At 40.6% G+C, this 24626-nt stretch carries 21 protein-coding genes; 15 read left to right on the top strand and 6 right to left on the bottom strand.

Annotation, left to right across the window (positions count from 1 at the left end):
* Positions 1–276: 276 nt before the first annotated feature.
* From BTN98_RS09905 to luxS, 5 genes are all read left to right on the top strand, one after another.
* Positions 277–723, top strand: a complete 447-nt coding sequence (locus tag BTN98_RS09905) for a YqaA family protein (RefSeq protein ID WP_061000699.1) — start codon at positions 277–279, stop codon at positions 721–723.
* A 13-nt stretch (positions 724–736) separates the two neighbouring features.
* Positions 737–3589, top strand: a complete 2853-nt coding sequence (locus BTN98_RS09900; RefSeq protein ID WP_061000701.1) for a M16 family metallopeptidase — start codon at positions 737–739, stop codon at positions 3587–3589.
* 150 nt (positions 3590–3739) lie between these two features.
* Entirely contained in the window at positions 3740–5326 is a 1587-nt protein-coding gene (gene gshA / locus BTN98_RS09895) for a glutamate--cysteine ligase (protein WP_061000733.1), read from the top strand.
* A gap of 81 nt (positions 5327–5407) precedes the next feature.
* Entirely contained in the window at positions 5408–6013 is a 606-nt protein-coding gene (locus BTN98_RS09890; protein ID WP_061000703.1) for a transglycosylase SLT domain-containing protein, read from the top strand.
* A gap of 70 nt (positions 6014–6083) precedes the next feature.
* On the top strand, positions 6084–6602 hold the full coding sequence (gene luxS, locus BTN98_RS09885; RefSeq protein WP_061000704.1) for an S-ribosylhomocysteine lyase: 519 nt from the start codon (positions 6084–6086) through the stop codon (positions 6600–6602).
* 77 nt (positions 6603–6679) lie between these two features.
* Here the strand turns inward: luxS and BTN98_RS09880 are convergent, their stop codons facing one another.
* Together BTN98_RS09880 and BTN98_RS09875 are read right to left on the bottom strand one after the other, a co-directional pair.
* Positions 6680–8008 (bottom strand): HlyC/CorC family transporter, encoded by a 1329-nt coding sequence (locus BTN98_RS09880; protein WP_082732227.1) that lies wholly within the window; start codon positions 8006–8008, stop codon positions 6680–6682.
* A 120-nt stretch (positions 8009–8128) separates the two neighbouring features.
* A complete protein-coding gene (locus tag BTN98_RS09875) occupies positions 8129–8926 on the bottom strand; it encodes a cytochrome C assembly family protein (protein ID WP_061000706.1) in 798 nt (265 codons plus the stop codon).
* Positions 8927–9135: 209 nt separating this feature from the next.
* On the opposite strand from BTN98_RS09875, the gene ffh reads away from it, so the two are divergent.
* The 5 genes from ffh to rplS all read left to right on the top strand — a co-directional run bounded on the left by ffh (position 9136) and on the right by rplS (position 12654).
* Positions 9136–10503 (top strand): signal recognition particle protein, encoded by a 1368-nt coding sequence (ffh, locus tag BTN98_RS09870; protein ID WP_061000708.1) that lies wholly within the window; start codon positions 9136–9138, stop codon positions 10501–10503.
* A gap of 170 nt (positions 10504–10673) precedes the next feature.
* A complete protein-coding gene (rpsP, locus tag BTN98_RS09865; protein WP_061000710.1) occupies positions 10674–10925 on the top strand; it encodes a 30S ribosomal protein S16 in 252 nt (83 codons plus the stop codon).
* Positions 10926–10954: 29 nt separating this feature from the next.
* Positions 10955–11488, top strand: coding sequence for a ribosome maturation factor RimM (gene rimM / locus BTN98_RS09860; protein ID WP_061000713.1), 534 nt, complete (start codon positions 10955–10957; stop codon positions 11486–11488).
* Between the two features lie 28 nt (positions 11489–11516).
* The gene (gene trmD, locus BTN98_RS09855) at positions 11517–12263 is read left to right on the top strand and encodes a tRNA (guanosine(37)-N1)-methyltransferase TrmD (RefSeq protein WP_061000715.1); all 747 of its coding nucleotides are present in this window, start codon (positions 11517–11519) and stop codon (positions 12261–12263) included.
* A 37-nt stretch (positions 12264–12300) separates the two neighbouring features.
* Positions 12301–12654, top strand: coding sequence for a 50S ribosomal protein L19 (rplS, locus tag BTN98_RS09850; RefSeq protein WP_036793356.1), 354 nt, complete (start codon positions 12301–12303; stop codon positions 12652–12654).
* A gap of 148 nt (positions 12655–12802) precedes the next feature.
* Here rplS and BTN98_RS09845 read toward each other — a convergent pair whose 3' ends face one another.
* Positions 12803–14296: a carbon starvation CstA family protein gene (locus tag BTN98_RS09845; RefSeq protein ID WP_061000717.1), complete on the bottom strand. Its 1494-nt coding sequence runs from the start codon at positions 14294–14296 to the stop codon at positions 12803–12805.
* Positions 14297–14664: 368 nt separating this feature from the next.
* Here BTN98_RS09845 and BTN98_RS09840 point away from each other — a divergent pair, with 368 nt between their 5' ends.
* Together BTN98_RS09840 and tyrA are read left to right on the top strand one after the other, a co-directional pair.
* Positions 14665–15735 carry a 3-deoxy-7-phosphoheptulonate synthase gene (locus tag BTN98_RS09840; protein WP_061000719.1) on the top strand — a complete coding sequence of 357 codons (1071 nt, stop codon included), beginning with the start codon at positions 14665–14667 and terminating at the stop codon, positions 15733–15735.
* A gap of 47 nt (positions 15736–15782) precedes the next feature.
* On the top strand, positions 15783–16910 hold the full coding sequence (tyrA, locus tag BTN98_RS09835) for a bifunctional chorismate mutase/prephenate dehydrogenase (protein WP_061000735.1): 1128 nt from the start codon (positions 15783–15785) through the stop codon (positions 16908–16910).
* A 95-nt stretch (positions 16911–17005) separates the two neighbouring features.
* Here tyrA and pheA read toward each other — a convergent pair whose 3' ends face one another.
* The 3 genes from pheA to bamD form a co-directional block, all read right to left on the bottom strand.
* Entirely contained in the window at positions 17006–18184 is a 1179-nt protein-coding gene (gene pheA, locus BTN98_RS09830; protein ID WP_061000721.1) for a prephenate dehydratase, read from the bottom strand.
* Positions 18185–18343: 159 nt separating this feature from the next.
* Positions 18344–18712: a ribosome hibernation-promoting factor, HPF/YfiA family gene (gene hpf / locus BTN98_RS09825; RefSeq protein ID WP_061000723.1), complete on the bottom strand. Its 369-nt coding sequence runs from the start codon at positions 18710–18712 to the stop codon at positions 18344–18346.
* A 385-nt stretch (positions 18713–19097) separates the two neighbouring features.
* Complete coding sequence (gene bamD / locus BTN98_RS09820) at positions 19098–19826, bottom strand: outer membrane protein assembly factor BamD (RefSeq protein ID WP_061000725.1); 729 nt, start codon at positions 19824–19826, stop codon at positions 19098–19100.
* Between the two features lie 172 nt (positions 19827–19998).
* Between bamD and rluD the strand changes: the two genes are divergently transcribed.
* From rluD to clpB, 3 genes are all read left to right on the top strand, one after another.
* Entirely contained in the window at positions 19999–20973 is a 975-nt protein-coding gene (gene rluD / locus BTN98_RS09815; protein ID WP_061000727.1) for a 23S rRNA pseudouridine(1911/1915/1917) synthase RluD, read from the top strand.
* Positions 20973–21701, top strand: a complete 729-nt coding sequence (gene pgeF, locus BTN98_RS09810) for a peptidoglycan editing factor PgeF (RefSeq protein WP_061000729.1) — start codon at positions 20973–20975, stop codon at positions 21699–21701. Before rluD ends, pgeF begins: the two co-directional genes overlap by 1 nt.
* Before the next feature lie 155 nt (positions 21702–21856).
* Complete coding sequence (gene clpB / locus BTN98_RS09805) at positions 21857–24436, top strand: ATP-dependent chaperone ClpB (protein WP_061000731.1); 2580 nt, start codon at positions 21857–21859, stop codon at positions 24434–24436.
* Positions 24437–24626 lie beyond the last annotated feature (190 nt).

Genomic DNA, 24626 nt, shown 5'->3' with positions numbered 1-24626 from the left:
TCATTTAAAAGCTCAGCTTAGGCTGGGCTTTTTTTATACCCTCATTTTAGTCTCGAAACCATTTCTACGTTATTTATCATAATCTTCTTTTTTATCGCATCTCTATGTTGCAGTTAACCGCCTTGGTGCCACTATTGTCAGTATTAAATAAAGATTAAATAACAGACTATTAATAGGCTTAGTATTATTATCACAATCAAATAATTTGTACTATTGTAGCTAGGGTTTCGCGCTGCATTACGTCTTTAAAGCACTAACTTATGAGATAACAGCTCGATGACAGAATTAATCAATGGTGATCTTGGATTATGGGTACTGTTTGCGACCGGTTTTTTAAGCGCGACGTTATTACCAGGTGGTTCAGAAGCTAATTTAATTGCCGCTTTAAAAATGGGGGATAATCCGGTTTGGCAAATTGTTGCGGTAGTGACAATTGGTAATACCCTTGGCGGACTGACTAATTATTGGTTAGGTTTATTACTGCCAGATAAAACGGCAGATAATAAACACAGCAATAAAGCATTATTATGGCTAAAGAAATATGGTTACTGGAGCTTATTATTAAGCTGGATGCCAATTGTTGGTGATCCATTATGTTTAGCGGCTGGGTGGTTGCGCATGCGTTTTTGGTGGTGTGCTGTCGCTATTTTTATTGGGAAAATGATACGCTATATTGCTCTAGCGGTGATTGTGTTAGGGCTATTTCCCGGATTATCAGTGTAAGGAATGTATTAACGTGCAAAAGTGGGTATTAAGTGCTGCATTGCTATCATTAGCGGGTTGTAGTCAATGGAGTGAACATAGCTCTGTAAATGATAGCTTACCGCAAGGGATTAAGTTTATCGAACAGGTGAAAGCGGTGCCTGGTAAGGCGGTAATACCTTACAGCAAATATCAATTAGCTAATGGGTTAACGGTTATTTTGTCACCTGATGATTCTGATCCGTTAGTGAATGTTGATGTCACTTATCATGTTGGTTCGGCACGCGAGCAGCAGGGAAAATCTGGTTTTGCCCATTTCTTTGAACATATGATGTTTCAAGGCTCAAAGCATGTTGGTGATCAGCAGCATTTCAAATTGATCACAGAAGCAGGCGGTAATTTAAATGGCAGTACTAACCGCGATCGCACCAATTATTATGAAACGGTTCCAGCCAATCAACTCCAAAAAGTATTGTGGTTAGAAGCTGATCGGATGGGTTTTTTATTGGATGCTGTGTCACAGCGTAAATTTGAAATTCAGCGTTCAACGGTTAAAAATGAGCGCGCGCAAAATTTCGAAAATCGCCCGTATGGAATGATTTATGAAAAAATGGCTGAAGCGCTGTACCCACGTAGTCACCCATACTCATGGCAAACCATTGGCTATGTTGAAGATCTTGATCGCGTTGATGTGAATGATCTTAAAGCCTTTTTCCTACGTTGGTATGGGCCTAATAATGCGACGTTAACCATTGGCGGTGATATCAATAAAGCTGAGACACTGGCATGGATCAATAAATACTTTGGATCGATTCCACGTGGCCCTGAAGTGAAAAATGCCCCTAAGCAGCCAGCTAAAATCGCCCATAATCGCTTTATTACTCTGCAAGATAATATTCAGCAGCCAATGCTAATGATGGGGTGGCCAACGGCTTATCTTGGTGCGAAAGATCAATCATCATTAGATATGCTTGGACAAATTCTTGGCAGCGGTACTAATAGTTTATTGTATCAAAAGCTAGTCAAAACTGGCGCTGCTGTCGATGCTGGCGCTTTTCAAGATTGTGCTGAATTAGCCTGTACTATGTATGTCTATGCAATGGCACCCAGTGGTAATCAGGGTAATTTAAAACAGCTACGTACTAAAGTGATGGCGGTGGTTAATGGCATTAAAACCCAAGGCATTAATCAGCAGCAATTAGATGAGATCAAAGGCTCTGCTGCAGCAAGTGCGATTTATGGCTTGCAAAGCGTAGCGGGTAAAGTTTCACAGCTGGCGGCTTATCAAACATTTTTTGGTGATCCTAATTATTTACCCACTGAGCTAGCTAATGTTAATCGCGTCACGACCAATAGCGTGATGGCCGCTTACAATAAATATTTATATCAACAGCCAAGTGTGAGCTTAAGTGTGGTACCTAAAGGAGAGCTACAGTTAGAGGCTGCACAGCCAAACTTTACGCCCGCGCCACGCCACTTACCCGCTCATCATAAAATTGCTGAAAACGATTTAGCTTATCGTAGTGTCACTGATAATTTTGATCGCAGTGTAATGCCACAAGCATCAACGCCAGTAAAAGCGCTAATGCCAAGCTTATATGAGTTTACGTTAGCCAATGGTATTAAAGTTATTGGTACTGAATATAAAGAAACGCCAACCATTACTTTGCAGTTAAGTGTACCAGCAGGACGTCGAGTTGAGCCAGAAGGTAAAGCTGGATTAGCACAACTTACTGCTGCAATGATGAATGAAGGTACTGCTAAATTAACCGCAGAGCAGATGGCATCTAAGTTAGATACTTTAGGCAGTGGTATTACCGTTAATGCCGGATTGTATAATTCGACCATCTCATTAACGACGCTGACCAAGAATTTACCTCAAACATTAGCCTTATTTGAGCAGCGATTATTACAGCCTAAATTCACAGAGTCTGATTTTAAGCGTTTGAAAAAACAAATGTTAGAAGGCATTGTCTATGAGCATCAAAGTGCAGAATGGTTAGCGAATCAAGCCACCCGTGATGTATTGTTTAAAGACACCGTATTTAGCCGCCCAGCAGATGGTACTCAAGCATCAATTAAAGCTATTACCTTGCAAGATGTTAAGAATTTCTATCAGCGTTATTACACCCCAAATGGCGCTGATATTGTAGTGGTTGGTGATATTAAACAAGCTAATTTAAACACTGATCTCGCGCCAGTAGCAGCTTGGCAAGGTGCGCCTAAACCAACCTTTATCACACCGACACTGCCGACGTTATCACAACAAGCAATTTGGTTAGTCAATAAGCCCCATGCACCGCAAACAGTAGTACGCTTAGTACGTCAAGGTATGGCATATGACGCAACGGGAGAATTATTTAAAACTCAACTGGCGAACTTTAATTTAGCGGGTAATTTTAATAGTCGTTTAAATTTAAACTTACGTGAAGATAAAGGCTATACCTATGGTGCTGGCGGTTATTTAACTGGAGGGCGTGAAATTGGCATTGCCAGTTTCTATGCACAGGTGCGAGCTAATGCTACTTTAGCTGCGATAAAAGAATTCATGGCTGAATTAAAGCGTATCAGTAAGAGCGGGTTAACTGCTAAAGAAGTGAAATTTATGCGGTTAGCGGTTGGTCAACAAGATGCGTTAAGCTATGAAACCCCATCTAAAAAAGCGGCGTTACTCGGTACTATTTTAAGCTATAACTTAGCGCCAAATTTTGTGGCTCAACGCAATCATATTGTCGCAACAATAACCAAAGCTGAAATGGATAATTTAGCGCATAAATGGTTTAACCCTAAAGATTATCAAATCATTATTGTGGGCGATGCAAAGACATTACTGCCACAATTAAAGACCTTGGGTTTACCTATTCATCAATTGGTACTGAATCAGTAAATACGCACCACAGTAACAGCTTTTATTAAGTAATAGCTTTTACTATGTAGTAACTATGTTTCACAATTATTAATACTATAAAGCATGGTAATCGTAGTTAATAATGATTACCCTGTTTTCTTCAATTGGATAAAAATGAGTATGGCCTTCATGACTTTTTCCGAAAGGTTGCAACAGGTTGCTAATAACCCAGAAGCCTTAACACAGTTAGGGCGTGGTCTTGAGCGTGAGTCTTTACGTATAACAGAAGATTTAAAAGTATCTTCATTGCCGCATCCAAATGCTTTAGGTTCAGCACTAACCAATAAATGGATCACCACCGACTTCGCTGAATCATTACTAGAATTTATCACACCGGTTTCGCGTGATGTTGATGATTTACTTGCACAATTAGACGATATTCATAAGTTTTCATTAAGCCATATGGCTGGCGAGCGCTTATGGCCGATGTCTATGCCGTGCTTTGTTGGTGATCAGGATGAGATTGAATTAGCGCAATATGGTAGCTCTAATACTGGTCGTATGAAAACCTTGTATCGTGAAGGACTAAAGCGTCGTTACGGTAGCGTGATGCAGATTATTTCTGGCGTACACTTTAACTTTTCATTTCCAGATGCATTTTGGAATGGCTTGTTTGGTGAGCAAACGGAGTTACAGCGCCAAGATTCAGTATCTGACGCCTATTTTGGATTAATTCGAAACTATTACCGTTTCGGATGGCTAATTCCATATTTGTTTGGTTCATCTCCAGCATTATGTGGGTCATTTATTCAAAACGAAGCTTTGAAAGCCTCTTTTGAAAAAGTAGGTAAAGGAACTTACTTTTTAGAGAATGCAACAGCGCTGCGATTGAGTGATTTAGGTTATACCAATAATGCGCAAAGCTCGCTAAAAATTGGGTTCAATAGTATTGAACAATATCTCACTGGGTTAAATAGTGCGATTCATACTCCGTCAGCAGAATTTTCTAAATTAGGTGTGGTTGTTGATGGCAAGCGTCAACAGCTTAATAGTAATGTGTTACAGATCGAAAATGAATTGTATGCACCAATTAGGCCTAAGCGTGTCGCTAAAAGTGGTGAAAAACCATCTGAGGCATTAAAACGTGCTGGAGTGGAATATATTGAGGTTCGATCATTAGACGTTAACCCATTTAGCCCGACTGGTATTGATGAAGACCAAGTGCGTTTTCTTGATTTGTTCTTAACTTGGGCAGTATTAACCCCGTCACCTGAGATGACCGATTGTGAATTAGCTTGCTGGCGTGATAATTGGAATAAAGTGGTTGTTGATGGTCGTAACCCACAATTAGAGCTGAAAATTGGCTGCGATGGTGAAGAGTTACTGCTAAAAACATGGGGTCAACGTGTGTTTGCAGAGCTAGAACAGGTTGCAATTACGATGGATAAGCTTCATGGCGATAGCAAATATCAGCAAACGTGTCAGCGTTTATTAAGCTGGATCAACGATCCACAGTTAACGTTTTCTGCTAAATTGCTTGAACAAATTAAAGCTTACCAAGGGATTACTGCTGTTGGTGATCATTATGCGACCGCGCATGCTAAGTTATTGGCTCAGAAAGATTTTCGTTTTTATGATCAAGCAACGTTTGAGCAAGAAGCAGCGGCATCGGTGATAAAGCAACGTCAAATAGAACAAAGCGATACATTGTCATTTGATGATTTCTTAGCTGACTATTTTGCTGATGTTGATGTGGAAATTCCAACTCTTGGCTAATAATTCATGGTATGAAGCTGACACTTTTAAGTGTCAGCTTTTTTTTGATCTATATTCATTGTTAACAAGATAGGAACAATAATGCGATTACGTGTACGGTTGTTGATGCTGACTGTTGTAACTGTGATTGTCAGTGGTTGTGCAACACCGCCACCAAGCAATCAATCAAATTTATGCAGTATATTTAGACAATATCCAGATTGGTATGAAGATGCTGTTGATATGCAGCAAAAGTGGGGCACACCGATAAATGTTGCGATGGCGATTATGAAACAAGAAAGTAGTTATCGTCACGATGCGTTACCACCAAAAGATTATATGTTGGGCTTTATTCCATGGGGGCGAGTAAGTAGTGCTTATGGTTATGCCCAGGCGCAAGATCCAGCCTGGTCTGACTTTCAAAAGCATACTGGGCATGGTGGCTCACGCAGTGACTTTGGTGATGCGATGCAATTTATTGGCTGGTATACCCATGAAACCCAGCGTCAATTAGGTATTTCTAAATGGAATGCCTATGCTCAGTATCTAGCCTATCACGATGGACGTGGTGGTTATAAGCGTGGCACCTATCACCGTAAACCGTGGCTAATGAAAGTAGCACGTAAGGTTGAACAGCAATCGAAAAATTACGGCTGGCAGTTAAAGCAATGCCGAAAAGAGCTCGATGCCAATAAAAGTTGGTGGTAGGTTAGTTGTAAGTAGCACTATAGAACGGAAGTGCTAGGCGTTATTTTATTTAGACAAGGAGAAGTAAGCAATGCCATTACTTGATAGCTTTACTGTCGATCACACCAAAATGCATGCACCTGCAGTCAGGATCGCAAAGACCATGCAAACCCCTAGCGGTGACACTATTACCGTGTTTGATTTGCGTTTTTGTCGCCCCAATGCTGATATTCTCAGTGAGCGTGGTATTCATACTTTAGAACATTTGTATGCTGGATTTATGCGCCAGCATTTAAACTCTAACACGGTCGAAATTATTGATATTTCACCGATGGGCTGCCGTACTGGTTTCTACATGAGTTTAATTGGTTCACCGACAGAACAACAGGTTGCCAGCGCATGGTTAGCGGCAATGACAGATGTCGTGGCGGTTGAAACTCAGGCGCAGATCCCTGAGCTCAATGAGTATCAATGTGGCACTTATAATATGCATTCACTTGATGAAGCAAAAGCGATTGCAACAGCGATTATTGATGCAGGTATCGAGGTTAATAAAAACGATGCTCTGGCGCTGCCAGATACGATATTACAGCAATTACAGGTTAAATAAGTCGTTGTTTTAAGATTAAAAAAAGCCACCCAGTGTAAAAATCATTGGGTGGCTTTTTTATTGATACAGATCAGCGGTTAATTATTGGTGCTTGGCGATTGAATCTCTTGTTTCGTGTCAGTTTCAGTATCAATCTCAGTGCTGCTGTGTGTAGGTAATACTTTAACTAACTTAATCATATTGCCTGAAACATCAATGATTTCCATTTTGTGACCATTAATATTTACTTTAACTTTTTCATCTGGAATATATTCTAAATGTTCAAGAATAAAGCCGTTTAGTGTCCGTGGACCATCGGTGGGAAGTTGCCAATTTAAGCTCTTATTTAAATCACGAATATTGGCACTACCTTCAATTAATAAACTACCATCTTTTTGTTGGGTAATTTCTTCTGCCAGTGTTGGTGCAATTGAAGTAGTAAATTCACCTACGATCTCTTCTAAAATATCTTCAACGGTGATTAAACCTTGAATATCGCCGTACTCATCCACAATTAGACCAATGCGCTCTTTATTGCGTTGGAATTTTAGTAATTGAATGTTGAGCGGTGTGCCTTCTGGAATGAAATACACTTCATCAGCAGCACGAAGTAAATTTTCTTTACTGAAATCATTTTTATCCATCATTAAACGGTAAGCTTCACGTACACGCAGCATACCAACCACTTCATCAATGTTGTCGCGATATAACACAATTCGTCCATGTGCAGAGTGGCTTAACTGACGCACAATCGACTTCCAATCGTCATTGACATTGATAGCTGCAATTTCATTACGCGGAATCATGAGATCTTCAACGGTGACATTTTCTAAATCAAGTATTGAGAGCAGCATATCTTGGTGACGACGAGGAATTAGAGATCCTGCTTCGTTAACAATAGTACGTAATTCTTCTGAGTTAATATTTGAAGTACTATCGTTATTTTTTTTGACACCAAGAATAAACAAGAAGCCATTAGTTATGCCATTAACAAACCACACTAATGGATAGAGTAACTTCATTAAAATATTCAGTAAGATGCTACTAGCGTAAGATATTTTTTCTGGGTGTAGAGCGGCAACTGTTTTCGGTGTCACTTCCGCAAACACCAAAATAACAATGGTTAAAACGGCAGTTGCAATAGCTACGCCTGCATCACCATAGAGACGCATACCAATAATCGTCGCAATTGCCGATGCAATAATGTTAACTAAGTTATTACCGATCAGAATTAAACCTAATAAACGATCGGTACGTGAAAGAAGTTTCTCAACACGTTGAGCCCCTTTATGGCCTTGACTGGCAAGGTGGCGCAACTTATAGCGATTGAGGGTCATCATTCCGGTTTCAGAGCTTGAAAAGTAAGCTGAAATGATGATCATAAGAGCGAGTAAAGCAAATAATAAGCCTGTGGAAATTTGGTCCAAAGGGGGAGTCCTTAACAGATTAACCAAGTATTGTTAGTTATTGAATAAATGAACAATAATGTATGAAATAGTAGTAATTATAAAACAAGTGTAGCAATAAAATTCGGCGTTGCAGCTTAACTAGCTACCAATGATAATTTCTTTGACAAAACGACTACCGAAATAGGCTAATGTCAGTAAAAATGCACCGGCTAAGCTAAACCAAACTACTTTTCGTCCACGCCATCCTTGACGGTAATGACCCCATAACAATACGCTGTAAATAATCCAAGCAAGCAAGGATAAGACCGCTTTATGGGTTTTGCCTTGGGCAATAATGTCGCCAATAAAAAAGTAGCCGCTGATTAAAGTGATAGTTAATAAACCATAACCAACAATAATGATCTTGAAAAGTTGGCGCTCTACCATCATTAATGGTGGAATGTTAGGATTAATCTGTAAGCTTTTTTTGCGCTTTAACTTATGATCAAGCCAGGCTAGTTGTAGCGCGTACAGGGTTGCTATCATTAGAGTTGAATATGAGAACAATGCCAGAGAAATATGTATTAACGCTTGCGGTTGTGACTCTAAATGGGTAATAAAAGCACCAGGTAACATAGTGGCAGCAAATAAGTTAATTGCTGCGAAACTATAAACAATCGGTAATAAAAACCAAATCCGCATTTTTAATATTGCAAACGTGGTTAAACTGGCAACAATAACGCTAATCAGTGATGCAACGTTAAGGATGCTAAGGTTTTGGCCTGATGCTCCAAGGATAAGATCCTTAAGTAATAGCAAGTGTAAGGCAATAGCAATAATGGCAGTAACAAACACCGGTTGGGTTTTAATGCCGTTATTACTGGTAAGCCCTGGGACAACAAGCAGTAATGCAATGATATAAAAGCATACTGCAGGGATGGCAATTAGCATGTCCATAGTCAACCAGATAGCTCCTTTAGTAACGAATAGCTATTTTTAATATTTAGAAGCAACAATTATACCCTGCTCAAACCTTCGTCGCCAATGTAATCCCAAAAAGAGCTGTGGGTTTACATGAAAGACCAAGCTTTTTTGCGGTATACTTGTAGCAATTTTAATAATTTTGCAATTTTTGATTGAGTTGCGTAACGAGCGAGTAGCACCACATGTTCGAAAATTTAACCGAGCGTTTATCGCGAACGCTAAAAAATGTCAGCGGCCGTGGTCGTCTTACGGATGACAATATAAAGGATACTTTGCGTGAAGTTCGGATGGCATTACTCGAAGCCGACGTTGCGTTACCTGTAGTTCGTGAATTTGTTAAGCGCGTCAAAGAGCGAGCTGTTGGTACTGAAGTATCAAAAAGCCTTACCCCTGGCCAAGAGTTTATTAAAATCGTTCAAGCTGAGCTTGAAGCGGTTATGGGTGAAGGTAATGAAGCGCTTGATTTAAGTTGCCAACCACCGGCAGTGATCTTAATGGCCGGCCTTCAAGGTGCGGGTAAAACCACCAGTGTTGGTAAACTAGGTAAGCTATTAAAAGAGCGTGATAAAAAGAAAGTCTTGGTTGTTTCAGCCGACGTTTACCGTCCTGCGGCAATCAAGCAGTTAGAAACGCTAGCTGCTGATGTGGGTGTAGATTTCTTTCCATCAACGGTTGAGCAAAAACCACTAACAATTGTAAAAGCTGCATTAGAGCACGGTAAAACCAAGTTCTATGATGTAGTGATTGTCGATACTGCAGGCCGTTTGCATGTCGATGAAGAAATGATGGATGAAATTAAAGATGTCCATAAAGCATTAAATCCAGTCGAAACGCTGTTTGTGGTTGACGCCATGACAGGTCAAGATGCGGCGAATACAGCCAAAGCATTTAATGATGCCTTACCATTAACCGGTGTTATTTTAACCAAGGTTGATGGTGATGCGCGTGGTGGTGCAGCGTTATCTGTACGCCACATTACTGGTAAGCCGATTAAATTTTTAGGTATTGGTGAAAAAACTGATGCTCTAGAACCGTTCCATCCAGATCGTGTTGCTTCGCGTATTTTAGGTATGGGCGATGTTTTATCGTTGATCGAAGATCTAGAACGTAACGTTGATAAAAAAGAAGCAGAGAAATTAGCCAAGAAATTTAAAGATAAAAAAGGCTTTGATCTTGAAGATTTCCGTAGTCAGCTTCAACAAATGAAAAACATGGGTGGCATGATGGGCATGCTTGATAAGCTGCCAGGGATGTCGCAATTACCAGGTGATATGAAAGATAAAGTTGATGATAAAATCTTCGTCCAAATGGAAGCTATCATTAACTCAATGACCAAGGGTGAACGTGCTCGACCTGAGCTTATAAAGGGCTCACGAAAGAAGCGTATTGCTGCCGGTTCTGGTACTCAAGTACAAGATGTAAACCGTCTATTGAAGCAATTTACCCAGATGCAAAAGATGATGAAAAAGATGCAAAAGGGCGGAATGAAGAATATGATGCGTCAAATGAAAGGCATGATGCCTGGTGGTGGTATGTTCCCAGGACGCTAATAGTCTGATTTTTAATGGTTTTAAAGCTTTTATTCTACTTAAACGGTGAAAAAGTAACTAAAGCAGTTGCATTCGCCGCTCCAAAGGGTAAAATTCCGAGGCTTTATTTTGGCACGGACCTCGTTATTATAGCGGGGTCATTTATTTTACAGTAATGCAAAGAGGACGATATGGTAACCATTCGTTTGGCACGTCACGGCGCTAAGAAGCGTCCATTCTATCAAATCGTTGTTGCTGACTCACGTGCTCCACGTGACGGCGCAAACATCGAGCAAATCGGTTTCTTCAACCCACTAGCTAAGGGTCAAGAAGAGCGTTTACGTTTAGATCTAGATCGCGTAAACCACTGGTTAGGTCAAGGCGCATCTACGACTGACCGTGTAGCTAAACTAATCAAAGACGCAGCTAAAACTGCAGCTTAATTAGTGCTAATTAGGTACAGAGAAAAACGATGAGTATAAAAGACCAAGACCACATTATTGTCGGTAAACTGGGTGCCACCTACGGTATCAAGGGTTGGCTCAAAGTTTTTTCCTACACCGAACAATCTGAAAGTATCTTTTCCTACACTCCTTGGATGATTAAAATCAAAGGTGAGTGGAAAGAAATCCATGTTGAATCATGGAAACGCCACGGCCAAGGTCTTGTTGCTAAGCTAGAAGGCATGGATATCCGCGAGGATGCTCAAGTTTTCACTAATGCAGAAGTAGCAGTTTTGGCTGATCAACTACCCGCACTGTCAGATGAAGAATTTTACTGGCGTGAATTGTTTGGTATGTCAGTTGTCACCACCGAAGGTTACGACCTAGGTAAAGTCACTGATATCCTGGAAACAGGTTCAAACGATGTGTTAGTTGTGAAGGCTAATCTAAAAGATGCTTTCGGACAGAAGGAACGTTTAATCCCGTTCCTCGATGAGCAGGTCATCAAGTTGATTGATCGCACTGCTCAGCGGATCGAAGTTGACTGGGATCCTGACTTTTAACCTCTAGGTAAATTAAGCGAGTGAACATATGTGGGTTGGAGTAATCAGTCTTTTTCCTGACATGTTCTCTTCCATTACCAATTTTGGGGTAACAGGCCAGGCGGTAAAAAAAGGCCTTTTGACTGTTGATACGTGGAATCCTCGTGATTTTACGCATGACAAACATCGGACGGTGGATGATCGACCGTACGGTGGTGGACCGGGCATGTTAATGATGGTGCAGCCTTTGCGCGATGCCATTCATACTGCTAAAAAGTCTGCAAAAGGTTCGGCTAAAGTAATCTACCTTTCACCTCAAGGCCGTAAGCTGGATCAAGCTGGTGTTGAGGAGTTGGCTCAAAATGAGAATCTGATTCTTATTTGTGGTCGCTATGAAGGGGTTGATGAGCGCATTATTCAACAAGAGGTAGACGAAGAATGGTCTATCGGTGATTTTGTGTTAACGGGTGGCGAATTACCCGCCATGACGCTAATTGATGCAGTGGTTCGGTTTGTTCCGGGCGTACTGGGTGATTTTGCGTCAGCAGAAGAAGATTCTTTTGCAAATGGTTGGTTAGATTGTCCTCATTACACCAGACCTGAATTGTTGGACGGACAAGAAGTACCTGCGGTATTAATGTCTGGCAATCATAAAGAGATTAGTCGCTGGCGATTAAAGCAATCGTTAGGCCGTACATGGCTGAGAAGACCAGAGCTCCTGGAAAACCTAGCTCTGACTGACGATCAGGAATTCTTGCTCGCGGAATTTATTCGCGAATATAAAGCAAGCATTTAATTAAATTAGTATCAGTTTATTCTAGGGTATATACCAAATGAGTAACATCATTAAAGCTCTTGAGCAAGAGCAACTAAAAACAGACCTACCAACTTTCGCACCAGGTGACACTGTTGTTGTTCAAGTTAAGGTAAAAGAAGGTGACCGTGAGCGTCTACAGGCTTTTGAAGGCGTTGTAATCGCAATCCGTAACCGTGGTCTACATTCAGCATTTACTGTTCGTAAAATCTCGAACGGTGAAGGCGTTGAGCGTGCGTTCCAAACTCACTCTCCAGTAGTTGATAGCATTACTGTTAAACGTCGTGGTGCAGTACGTCGTGCCAAGTTGTACTACCTACGTGAGCGTTCTGGTAAATCAGCACGTATCCGCGAGAAGCTTACTAAGAAATAATAAGCGTCTGACGTTTATCGAAAAGCCCACCTTCATGGTGGGCTTTTTTTGGCTGTAAATCAGGGGTTGGTAATAAATTAAGCTAATAAAAACCAGTGATGAACACTGGTTTTGTTGATGTGCTTATTCTGTATATTAGCTCTGAATATCAGCTTTTTGATGATATTGGTGTGCTGGTTGGCTCAATTTCATCAGTATCAATATCAATCACGCCTTTACCTTGTGATTTTTTGATGATCATCACCGTGATAACGCTGGTTGCAATCATGGCGATAACTGTTGAAACCGTCATTGGTAAGCCAAAGCCCAATTGATCATTGTTAAGAATAAAACAAATACAAACTGTGGTCATAAACATAGCCGGAATAGTGGCTACCCAATGTAATTTATCAAGACGGAGTAGATAAGCTGATGCTGTCCATAACATCATTACGGCAGTGGTTTGGTTAGCAAAGCCAAAATAACGCCAAATAATGGCAAAATCGACTTGAGTTAAAATTGCGCCTAACACAAACAGTGGCATAGCCATTAATAAGCGATTACGTAATGGCTTTTGATCCATATTGAAATATTCAGCCAAAATTAACCGGCTTGAACGGAAAGCAGTGTCGCCTGAAGTAATCGGTAGAATGACTACCCCAAGAAACGCAATAATGCCACCAAAGACGCCTAATAGTCCAAATGACGAACTATAAACCACATTACCTGGGCCACCATTGGCTACCGCTTCAGATAAAGCTTCAATAGAGCCAAAGAATGATAATGCTAGCGCACACCAGATAAGGGCGATGATACCTTCACCAATCATTGCACCATAAAAGATAAAGCGGCCATTTTTCTCATTTTCAATACAACGTGCCATTAACGGTGATTGAGTGGCGTGAAAGCCTGAAATCGCGCCACAAGCAATAGTAATAAACAGTGCAGGCCATAACGGTAAGTCATTAGGATTCATGTTAGTGAACATGTGACTGATTTCAAAACCGTCTAATAATTGGTGTTCATCTGAAATACCAATCGCGGTAATAAGGCCGACAGACATAAAAATCAGTAGCGCGCCAAAGAAAGGATAAAAACGCCCAATAATTTTATCTACAGGCACGATCGTCGCTAAAATATAGTAAGCAAAAATAATTACTACCATGGTCGTCATTGAGACATTGAGGCTGGTCTGATCATTAATCAGATTAGTGATCATTCCTGCTGGTGCTGATACGAATACCACTCCAACAAGCAGTAACAGTACGATAGCAAAGATATTCATAAAATGTTTTGCACCGTTACCCAAGTAGCGTCCAGTAAGTGTCGGTACTGAAGCACCACCATTACGAACAGAGAGCATGCCTGAGAAGTAATCATGGACTGCGCCTGCAAAAATACAGCCCAATACAATCCATAACATCGCAGCTGGGCCGTATAGTGCGCCCATAATTGGACCAAAGATCGGTCCAACGCCAGCAATATTTAATAATTGTACTAAGTAGACTTTGCTGTTGGACATTGGTACATAATCAATACCATCTTGTTTGGTATAAGCAGGGGTTTGGCGGTTGGTATTGACACCAAATACCTTTTCAATAAAGCTACCATAAATAAAATAACCGCCAATTAAGGCTGCTACACAAAGTAAAAACCATGCCATATATATTCTCGCTATCTTAAGTGGTTACTTAATAAAAATTACATAATTGCAGTTGGCGATTAGTGTAATAGTTTCATTTTTTTTGCTTCTTAAGATAATGTTATGAATGTGATATGCATTAATATTCATTAAAGACGATCAACGAGATTTGTTAACATAGTCACATTTTTTATGTGGTATAGCTGTTGAGGTGTTTTACTCATTTCTAATGGGAGTGATAAGTCAGTCATGATCAGCTTTAGTATTGTAACAGCATAAATTGTAAATAAATGTTTACAAATGGAATTTTATGTTTACAAGTTATTGCAATGATAGTGCTGCAATTGTTATGTTGGTGGAAGAATATCTATTACTTGCAGGGATGACTTATGGAAAAAGATGGCTTAAATAATATTCATATTGCGGAAGAATCAGTACTTATTACCCCGGCTCAATTGAAAAACAAGATGGCAGTCTCTAACGAAGCACTGGCCTTTATTGAACAATCTCGTCAAACCATTGCCAATATTATTCATCAACGTGATCATCGCTTATTAGTTGTGTGTGGACCGTGCTCAATTCATGATGTTGAACAAGCAAAAGTCTATGCCGAAAAATTAAAGCAACTTGCAGCAGAACTAGATGATCAACTTTATATTGTGATGCGGGTTTATTTTGAAAAGCCACGTACTACAGTGGGTTGGAAAGGATTAATCAATGATCCTTATCTTGATGGTTCGTTTGAAGTTGAAGAAGGCTTACATATTGGACGTCAGCTATTGATTGACTTAGTTGAAGCGGGGATCCCGGTTGCAACTGAAGCGCTTGATCCGATTAGCCCTCAATATTTAGGTGACTTATTCAGTTGGGCTGCCATTGGGGCACGTACTACTGAATCACAAACGCACCGTGAAATGGCAAGTGGCTTATCGGTTCCTGTCGGCTTTAAAAATGGTACTGATGGTAGTTTAGCGACCGCGATTAATGCGATGCAAGCGGCAGCTTCTGGGCATAAATTCATGGGTATTAACCCTGATGGTCAAGTAGCCTTGTTAGCAACTCAAGGTAATCCAGATGGACATGTTATTTTACGTGGTGGTAAACAGACTAATTATGATTCTGTCTCTGTGGCTGAGTGTGAAAACGAAATGACAGCAGCAGGTCTTATGCCTTCGTTAATGATAGACTGCAGTCATGCTAACTCTTTAAAAGATTATCGTCGTCAGCCATTAGTGGCAACCGATGCTATTCATCAAATTCGTGAAGGTAATCGCTCAATTATTGGTTTAATGATTGAAAGCCACCTTAATGAAGGTAATCAAAGTGCCGATTTGCCGTTAAAAGATATGGCTTATGGGGTGTCGATTACTGATGCATGTATTAGCTGGGATACTACAGAACAGCTATTACGCAAAGCACATCAAGAGTTAGTGCCTTTTTTACAAAATAGAATTAAATAACTCTTTGCACTATAGTTGCAACGGGATAAATACGGATGTCAAAAGTCATGGTTGCTGAGTTAAGTCAATTAAGAGATCAAATAGACGAGGTTGATCGTCAAATGGTGGAGTTATTAGCTCGCCGTTTAGCATTAGTTGAACAAGTTGGGGTGGTTAAAAGCCAGCATGGATTACCTATTTATGCTCCTGATCGTGAAGCGGCAATGTTAGCATCTCGTCGTCAAGAAGCGGAATCAAAAGGGGTTCCAGCTGATCTTATTGAGGATGTGTTGCGGCGAACCATGCGTGAGTCATATTCAAGTGAGAATGATTCAGGCTTTAAATGTCTTAATCCGCAATTGCGTCCGATTGTGATTGTTGGTGGCCATGGTCAATTAGGGCAATTATTTCAACGGATGTTTGAGTTATCTGGTTATCAGGTGCGTATTTTAGGTCGTGATGATTGGCATCGTGCTGATGAAATCTTACATGATGCTGGAATGGTGGTTGTTTCTGTCCCAATTCATATGACGGAAGCCATTATTGCTAAGTTAGGTCAACTACCTGAGGATTGTATCCTTACCGATCTAACTTCAGTGAAAAGTGGCCCCTTACAAGCAATGCTAGAAGTGCACTCTGGGCCTGTTGTTGGTTTACATCCAATGTTTGGTCCTGATATTCCAAGTTTAGCCAAGCAAGTGGTTGTTTACTGCGATGGCCGTAATCCTGAAAGCTATCAATGGTTATTGGAGCAGTTTCAGATTTGGGGCGCATCATTAAATCGTATTAGTGCGATTGAACATGACCAGGGAATGACATTAATTCAAGCATTGCGCCATTTTACGTCATTTGTTTATGGGGTTCATCTGGCAGAAGAAGATCCTAAAATAGACCAACTGATGTCGCTCAGCTCGCCTATTTACCGATTAGAATTAGCGATGGTCGGACGCTTGTTTGCTCAAGACGCGCAGTTATATGCAGATATTATTATGTCGGCACCTCAAAACTTAGCAATGATTAAACGTTTTCATCAACGTTTTGGGGAGGCAATTGAAATGTTAGAACATCAAGATAAAGCAACGTTTAAACAGGCATTTAGTCAGGTTGAACATTGGTTTGGTGATTATGCTCAACATTTTTTAGTCGAGAGCCAGGGACTACTTAGACAGGCGAACGATTCGACTCGACGTAAATAAAGATAGTACTGTTTAGTACGATAGAAATTAATAAGCCCGCGAACTGGCAATGTTCGCGGGCTTTTTTTATCCAGTAAAACGATGTTGAATTGGTCTTAGTCGTTGAAATCAACCTCAGTAGGGGTGACATTTTCACTTGGATAACAGCCTAAGACTTTAATAAAGCGGGTTAAACGCGTGAGATCATCTAACACTTGCTGCATCAGTGGATCTTTTAAATTAATTTCAACATCAACATAAAACATCTCTTCCCATGGGTTACCGATTACTGGACGAGATTCAAGTTTGGTCATGTTAATTTTAGCATTGCGTAGTACCAGTAAACATTCAACTAATGAACCAGCAGCTTGTGCGGTTGACATAATCAGGGTCGTTTTAGCTGGAATAAGTGAAGTCACAGTTACGGGTTTACGAGCAACCACTATAAAACGGGTAAAATTTTGTTGTTGATTGGCGATATTGGTTTTTATCGGAGTTAAGCCATAGATCTCGCCACTTGATGCATTACCAATGGCGGCGATATTGGGTTGTTTAAGCTCTGCGACGGTGAGCATTGCATCTGCTGTACTTGAACAATATTGTTGATTAATTTTTCCCATGCCGTGTAAGAACTCACTGCATTGCTGGTGAGGTTGTGGATGGGAGTAAAGAGTATCAATTTGTTTGAGTTGGGTATCAACCGCAGTTAATAAGCAGTGCTCTATCGGTTGAGTAATCTCACCTACAATCGATAAACTGGTGTGTTGCAGCAAGTCATAGACTTCATTGATAGAGCCAGAGCTAGTGTTTTCTATCGGTAATACACCGTAATCAGCATGGCCAGTCTCGACTTCATTGATAATATCTCGAAAAGAGCTACAACTTATTTCAACTAACTGAGTTTGCTTACGACTGAAATAATTACGACTAGCAAGGTGAGAGTATGATCCCTTAGCACCAAGAAATGATACTCGTGCGGTGGGCAAGGCATTTTCGGGATTTACCAAGCGTTGCAAATAGGCTTGTTGATATAAAACCGAGTCTTCAATGATGGTATGAAAAAGTTGAGTAACGTATTGCGGATCGAGTTGATGCTCTTTACCTGTATCAATAAGGCGTAATAATAATGCTTGTTCACGGACCTGATCGCGCACTGGTTTAGCGGTACTTATTTTACTTTTAGCAACCTCAAGGCTTAATGTGCGACGTTCAGCTAAAAGAGCCAGGAGTGTATTGTCAATACGAGTGACATTGCGGCGAATATCATCCAATGAATCATGTGTGTTAACGGTCATAGCGATCCCTATTATGATCGGCTCTCTTGAGCATGAAAGCGGCATATTATTGTGTTGGCATTGCAATCCACATTAGGCAGGGGAGGTTTTATTGTCAAGTACAAAGCAAACAGCCCTGCATTTAGCAGGGCTGTTCTAAATCCTCTTAATCGTTAACGATTATGCTTCATCAAACTCTACTTCATCATCATATTCAGTGGTATCTTCAGCTTGTACTGGTTTCTCACTATGACTAGCACGGCGTGAATTTGGTTTGTGAGCTTGTTTCTTCAGTTGGCGATCAAGTTTTTGGTAAAGTTCAGTGATCGCACCAAACAAGTCTTCATGTTCTGCTGAGGCGACAAGTTGACCGCCGGCAATGCTAACAGAAGCTTCGATTTTAAATAGCTTGCTTGGTTCTTTACTAATCATAATATGTTTTTTGATTAGTGGTACTTGAAGTTTTTCTAACTTATTGAATTTAAATTCAAAACGCTCACGGATAGCCGGGGTGATATCGATGTTCTTACCAGTGATTTCTAATGTCATATTTATCTTCCTCGTTTGCTACCCTTCGTTGGGTTAAGTTCAGATTACTAAAAACACCAACTTATAATGTGATGCAGATCACACAATTATCGTTAGTAATTTTTGAGCAAAAAAAATGTGATCGAAGTGGGTTTGTTGCAAAAAAGTTTCTAAAAAATGCTTGAGGTTTACTGATAAGTTAGGGCAGTATGGATGATATTGATTGCTGGTGGCTAGTGCTAACTAGGGAATTAATTCGTTTCATTTCAAATTGTTGAGTGTTTTTTGCTCACGTGTTTTTTTTGTCATTAAGCAATTATTCGCTAAAATTAACGCTGATTGTTAACAGAATTTAAAAAATGGCAGCTCATTGAGCTGCCATTTTTTATTACTGTTTTTTAGGGGGTTATTTTACTGGATTAAGCTTAATCATGGCTTCAGTACGTGAAATTTCTTTATCCAATTTCAATTTTTGATAAGCCGTTTTCTCAAGTAGTAACGATTTACGCGCAGCACTGGTGTCTGGGTATAGGCGTTGTACTTGTTGGCAACGATTGATAGCTGCAATCCATGCTTCACGGCGAATGTAAAAATCAGCAACAGCAAGATCATATTCAGCTAATTGATTTTTCAAAAATACCATACGTGCTTTTGCATCTGCGTCATACTGACTATTAGGGAAGCGTTCCAGTAAGTATTTAAAATCGCTAAATGCTTGGCGTGAAGAGGTAGGATCACGATCAAAACGATCAACATTGAACATGTCATGCATAAAGCTACGATCTTGGGCCATATGTGTTAAGCCACGCATATAGATAACCCAATCCGCTTGTGGATTAGTTGGATTTAAGCGTAAAAAGCGTGCAATCGTTGCTTGTGCTAACGCTAAATCATCATTTTTGTAGTAGGCATAGATCAAATCGAGTTGTACTTGATCTGAGTAAGCGCCAAATGGATAACGAGAGTCCATTGCTTCTAAGCGCTCGATGGCATTATTCCAATTACCGCTCTGCAATGCTTGCTGGGCAGTAGAATATAAGTCTGATGGTGGAACATCAGGAATGACTTTCTCAGTACTGGAACAGCCTGAAAGCAAGGCTACAGCAAGTAAAGTCGGTATTGTCAGGCGTTTCATTACGGCGTCAGTTTCCTTGATAAAAATTTTATTTTGCTCGATCCATTACGGACTGAGCCGTTAACAGATACAATGACATTATATTAGTTTACATCAAGCATCGTTTTATTAAGCTTGGTACATTTTACGCAGCGTATGGCAATTAGTCTCACGCTTTTTAAAAAAGTTCGTTATGGCACAGCAAATAGAATTAACAAATACAGTTAGCGAAAGCCAACTAGGCAAGCGCCTTGATCAGGTTATTGCTGAATTATATCCCGATTACTCCCGCTCTCGTATCAAAGAGTGGATCCTTAAAGACATGGTTTCAGTTAATGGTAAAATTGACAATAAACCTCGTTCAAAAATGATGGGTGGCGAAGAACTTTTCATTCAAGCTGAAATTGAAGATGAAGTTCGCTGGATTGCACAAGATCTGCCACTTGATATCGTTTATGAAGATGATGATATTTTAGTCATAAACAAGCCACGTGATTTTGTTGTTCACCCAGGTGCGGGTACGCCAGATGGTACTGTGCTAAATGCACTATTGCATCATTATCCAGCATTGGCAGAAGTGCCACGTGCAGGTATTGTGCACCGTCTAGATAAAGATACGACTGGCTTAATGGTAGTCGCTAAAACTATTCAAGCACAAACACGTTTAGTGCGTGCACTACAAAAACGTAAAATCACGCGTGAATATGAAGCGCTTGCAATCGGTCAAATGACAGGTGGCGGTACGATTGAAAAACCTATTGGTCGCCATGCAACCAAGCGTATTTGTATGGCTGTGCATGAATTAGGTAAAGATGCGATCACCCATTACCGTGTCGCAGAACGTTTCCGTGAACATACACGAATTGTATTGCGCCTAGAAACTGGTCGTACTCACCAAATCCGTGTGCATATGTCTTACATGAGCCATCCGTTGATTGGTGATGTGATTTACGGTGGTCGTCCTCGTCCACCACGTAATGCATCTCCTGAGTTTATTCACGCATTACGTTCATTTGATCGTCAAGCATTACACGCACGTATGTTACGTCTATCACACCCAATTACCGGTGAGTTAATGGAATGGCATGCGCCGTTACCTAACGATATGATAGCGATGATTGATATTCTACGTAAAGACAACGTTGAAAATAACGAAGATATGTATTAATGCAGACCATTATTCCTAACTGGCCAGCTCCAGACAATGTATTAACGGTCAGTACGACGCGCTTTGGCGGTGTCAGTTCAGCGCCCTATGATGCACTTAATTTGGGGTTGCACGTTGGGGATGATGTCAGTTCCGTGCTGACAAATCGCCAGTTGTTGAAACACCACTGTTGGTTAACGACAGAGCCAGCATGGTTAAATCAAATTCACAGTCCAGTTGTGATTGATTTAACGGCGCCGTTAACTGAGGTTGTTGATGCTGATGGCAGCTTTACCCGTGTGCCTGGCTTAGCCTGTGCCATCATGACGGCTGACTGTTTGCCGGTTCTCTTGTGTAATAAGCAAGGTACTGAAGTGGCTGCTGTTCATGCTGGGTGGCGGGGACTTGCTGCAGGAGTCATTGATAACGCGATTGCTAAGTTTTCCTGTCCAGCCGCAGATATTATGGCGTGGATGGGGCCGGCAATTGGTCCAACCGCATTTGAAGTTGGCACTGAAGTGTGTGAGCAGTTTATTGATGTTAATGCTAAAGCTGCGGATGCATTTGTAGCTCATGGTGATAAGTGGTTAGCTAATCTATACCTATTAGCACGGCAGCGATTACAACAGTATGGTATCGACGCAATTTATGGTGGCGAATACTGCACTTTTAATAATAATGAATTATTTTATTCTTATCGTCGTCAAGCCGTCACTGGACGCCAAGCTTCATTGATTTGGTTGCGTTAATTAATACGAAATACGATAAATAATGAGCGGGTATATTGGTTAACAATATATCCGCTTTTTTTGCAGCATTATTTTGCGATTTAAGAGCCTTGAAAAACGCCCACGAACTACCATATAACTAGTAACAGGTTATTAAATTTATTATTGGGGGACCTATGCGTCTTGACCGATTTACCAGTAAGTTCCAAGCCGCTATTTCTGATGCACAGTCATTAGCACTAGGACGAGATCATCAATATATTGAACCTGCTCATCTAATGGTGGCGTTATTAAACCAAGAAGGCAGTACAGTACGTCCTTTACTAACCCTTTTGAATGTAGATTCTACTCAGTTGCGTTCACGCTTGGGTGAGATATTAGAGCGTATTCCAAAAGTGACCGGTATTGGTGGTGAGGTTCAGCTATCAAATAGCATGGGCTCGTTACTGAATATGTGCGATAAGTTGGCACAAAAGCGTAACGACAAATTTATATCCTCTGAATTATTTATTCTCGCGGCCGTTGATAACGATAAAGGTCCGTTAGGTGACTTGTTACGTGAACTTGGTTTAAAAGCCGATCAGATCGGTAAAGCGATAGATCAAATTCGCGGTGGTCAGAAAGTTGATGATCAAAACGCGGAAGAGAACCGTCAGGCATTAAGTAAGTACACTGTCGATTTAACTGAGCGTGCAGAACAAGGTCGATTAGATCCTGTGATTGGTCGTGATGATGAAATTCGCCGTACCATTCAAGTATTGCAGCGTCGTACTAAAAACAACCCAGTGATCATTGGTGAACCTGGTGTCGGTAAAACGGCGATTGTTGAAGGTTTAGCACAACGTATTGTTAATGGTGAAGTGCCAGAAGGTTTACGTGATAAACGCGTACTTTCATTAGATATGGGATCATTGATCGCCGGTGCTAAATTCCGCGGTGAATTTGAAGAACGTTTAAAAGCAGTATTAAACGAATTATCTCAAGAAGATGGTCGCGTGATTCTGTTTATTGATGAAATCCATACCATGGTCGGCGCAGGTAAAGGCGAAGGCTCTATGGATGCCGGTAACATGCTAAAACCTGCACTTGCTCGTGGCGAACTGCATTGCGTTGGTGCGACAACCTTAAATGAATACCGTCAGTATTTAGAAAAAGATGCGGCATTAGAACGTCGTTTCCAAAAAGTGCTGGTGGATGAACCAAGTGTTGAAGATACCATTGCTATTTTACGTGGTCTAAAAGAGCGCTATGAACTTCATCACCATGTAGAGATTACCGATCCTGCGATTGTAGCTGCAGCGACATTATCCCATCGCTATATTTCAGATCGCCAACTGCCCGATAAAGCGATTGATTTGATCGATGAAGCCGCTTCAAGTATTCGTATGCAGATTGACTCTAAACCAGAGTCAATGGATCGCTTAGAGCGTCGCATCATTCAATTAAAGATTGAACAGCAAGCATTAGAAAAAGAAAGTGATGATGCTAGTCAAAAACGCTTAAGTAACTTACTTGAAGAGTTAGATATTAAAGAGCGTGAGTATTCTGAACTTGAAGAGGTTTGGAATGCAGAAAAAGCGTCATTGTCAGGTACGCAGCATATTAAAGCCGAGCTTGAGCAAGCGCGTACAGATGTTGAAATCGCGCGTCGTGCGGGTGATTTAAATCGCATGTCAGAATTACAGTATGGTCGTATTCCTGAACTTGAAAAGCAACTTGATTTAGCAGCTCAAGCTGAAATGCAAGATATGACGTTGCTTAAAAATAAAGTAACCGATGTCGAAATCGCGGATGTGCTTTCTAAAGCGACAGGTATTCCGGTTGCGAAAATGCTTGAGGGTGAGCGTGATAAATTATTGCGCATGGAAGACGAGTTACATAACCGTGTTATTGGTCAAGAAGAAGCCGTTGAAGCGGTAGCCAATGCGATTCGTCGTAGTCGTGCTGGTTTATCTGATCCACAACGTCCAATTGGTTCGTTCCTATTTTTAGGTCCAACTGGTGTAGGTAAAACAGAATTATGTAAGTCACTAGCGAATTTTATGTTTGATAGTGAAGATGCGATGGTACGTATCGACATGTCTGAGTTTATGGAAAAACACTCAGTGGCACGTTTAGTGGGTGCGCCTCCTGGTTATGTCGGTTATGAAGAAGGTGGCTACTTAACTGAAGCGGTTCGTCGTCGTCCATATTCAGTTATTTTACTTGATGAAGTAGAAAAAGCGCATCCTGATGTATTTAATATCCTATTACAGGTATTAGATGATGGACGTTTAACTGATGGTCAAGGTCGTACGGTTGATTTTCGTAATACCGTGATCATCATGACCTCGAATTTAGGTTCAGATCGTATTCAGGAACACTTCGGTAGTTTAGATTACGAAGGCATTAAAGCGTTAGTGATGGAAGTTGTGGGTCAACATTTCCGTCCTGAGTTTATTAACCGCGTTGATGAAACTGTTGTGTTCCACCCATTGGGTAAAGAGAACATTAAGCATATTGCTTCTATTCAGATCGCACGCTTGGAAAAACGTTTAGCGGAAAAAGATTTCCAGCTCGATGTACAAGAGAGCGCGTTAGAATTAATTTCAGATGCTGGTTTCGATCCTGTGTTTGGTGCGCGTCCATTAAAACGTGCAATTCAGCAGTACATTGAGAATCCGTTAGCACAAGATTTGTTATCCGGTAAATTTATGCCTGGTAAACCAATCGTATTGTCAGTCGTTGACGATAAGATTGTTACCAAGCAAGATTAATCATATGTAGCATTTGAAAATAACCTGTCATCGTTAAATAAACGCCTTAGCTGTAATGAGCTAAGGCGTTTTTTTATGGGTTAAATTCGGCTTAACTCATCACTATTAATATTGAAAGCTGTTTTATTTGTCACAAAATGAAGTTATGGGTTAATGATTGAGCGAACGGAAAAAAATGGTAAAAATAAGG

The sequence above is a fragment of the Photobacterium aquimaris genome, assembly GCF_002954455.1.
Taxonomy (GTDB): Bacteria; Pseudomonadota; Gammaproteobacteria; order Enterobacterales; family Vibrionaceae; genus Photobacterium; species Photobacterium aquimaris.
Note: the sequence above shows the minus strand (reverse complement) of the source record. Positions and strands in the feature narration are given on the sequence as shown.

Coding starts and splice junctions, on each gene's coding strand:
- BTN98_RS09905 (WP_061000699.1), top strand. CDS start 277: ATGACAGAATTAATCAATGGTGATCTTGGATTATGGGTACTGTTTGCG.
- gshA (WP_061000733.1), top strand. CDS start 3,740: ATGACTTTTTCCGAAAGGTTGCAACAGGTTGCTAATAACCCAGAAGCC.
- BTN98_RS09890 (WP_061000703.1), top strand. CDS start 5,408: ATGCGATTACGTGTACGGTTGTTGATGCTGACTGTTGTAACTGTGATT.
- luxS (WP_061000704.1), top strand. CDS start 6,084: ATGCCATTACTTGATAGCTTTACTGTCGATCACACCAAAATGCATGCA.
- BTN98_RS09875 (WP_061000706.1), bottom strand. CDS start 8,926: ATGGACATGCTAATTGCCATCCCTGCAGTATGCTTTTATATCATTGCA.
- ffh (WP_061000708.1), top strand. CDS start 9,136: ATGTTCGAAAATTTAACCGAGCGTTTATCGCGAACGCTAAAAAATGTC.
- rpsP (WP_061000710.1), top strand. CDS start 10,674: ATGGTAACCATTCGTTTGGCACGTCACGGCGCTAAGAAGCGTCCATTC.
- rimM (WP_061000713.1), top strand. CDS start 10,955: ATGAGTATAAAAGACCAAGACCACATTATTGTCGGTAAACTGGGTGCC.
- trmD (WP_061000715.1), top strand. CDS start 11,517: ATGTGGGTTGGAGTAATCAGTCTTTTTCCTGACATGTTCTCTTCCATT.
- rplS (WP_036793356.1), top strand. CDS start 12,301: ATGAGTAACATCATTAAAGCTCTTGAGCAAGAGCAACTAAAAACAGAC.
- BTN98_RS09845 (WP_061000717.1), bottom strand. CDS start 14,296: ATGGCATGGTTTTTACTTTGTGTAGCAGCCTTAATTGGCGGTTATTTT.
- BTN98_RS09840 (WP_061000719.1), top strand. CDS start 14,665: ATGGAAAAAGATGGCTTAAATAATATTCATATTGCGGAAGAATCAGTA.
- tyrA (WP_061000735.1), top strand. CDS start 15,783: ATGGTTGCTGAGTTAAGTCAATTAAGAGATCAAATAGACGAGGTTGAT.
- pheA (WP_061000721.1), bottom strand. CDS start 18,184: ATGACCGTTAACACACATGATTCATTGGATGATATTCGCCGCAATGTC.
- hpf (WP_061000723.1), bottom strand. CDS start 18,712: ATGACATTAGAAATCACTGGTAAGAACATCGATATCACCCCGGCTATC.
- bamD (WP_061000725.1), bottom strand. CDS start 19,826: ATGAAACGCCTGACAATACCGACTTTACTTGCTGTAGCCTTGCTTTCA.
- rluD (WP_061000727.1), top strand. CDS start 19,999: ATGGCACAGCAAATAGAATTAACAAATACAGTTAGCGAAAGCCAACTA.
- pgeF (WP_061000729.1), top strand. CDS start 20,973: ATGCAGACCATTATTCCTAACTGGCCAGCTCCAGACAATGTATTAACG.
- clpB (WP_061000731.1), top strand. CDS start 21,857: ATGCGTCTTGACCGATTTACCAGTAAGTTCCAAGCCGCTATTTCTGAT.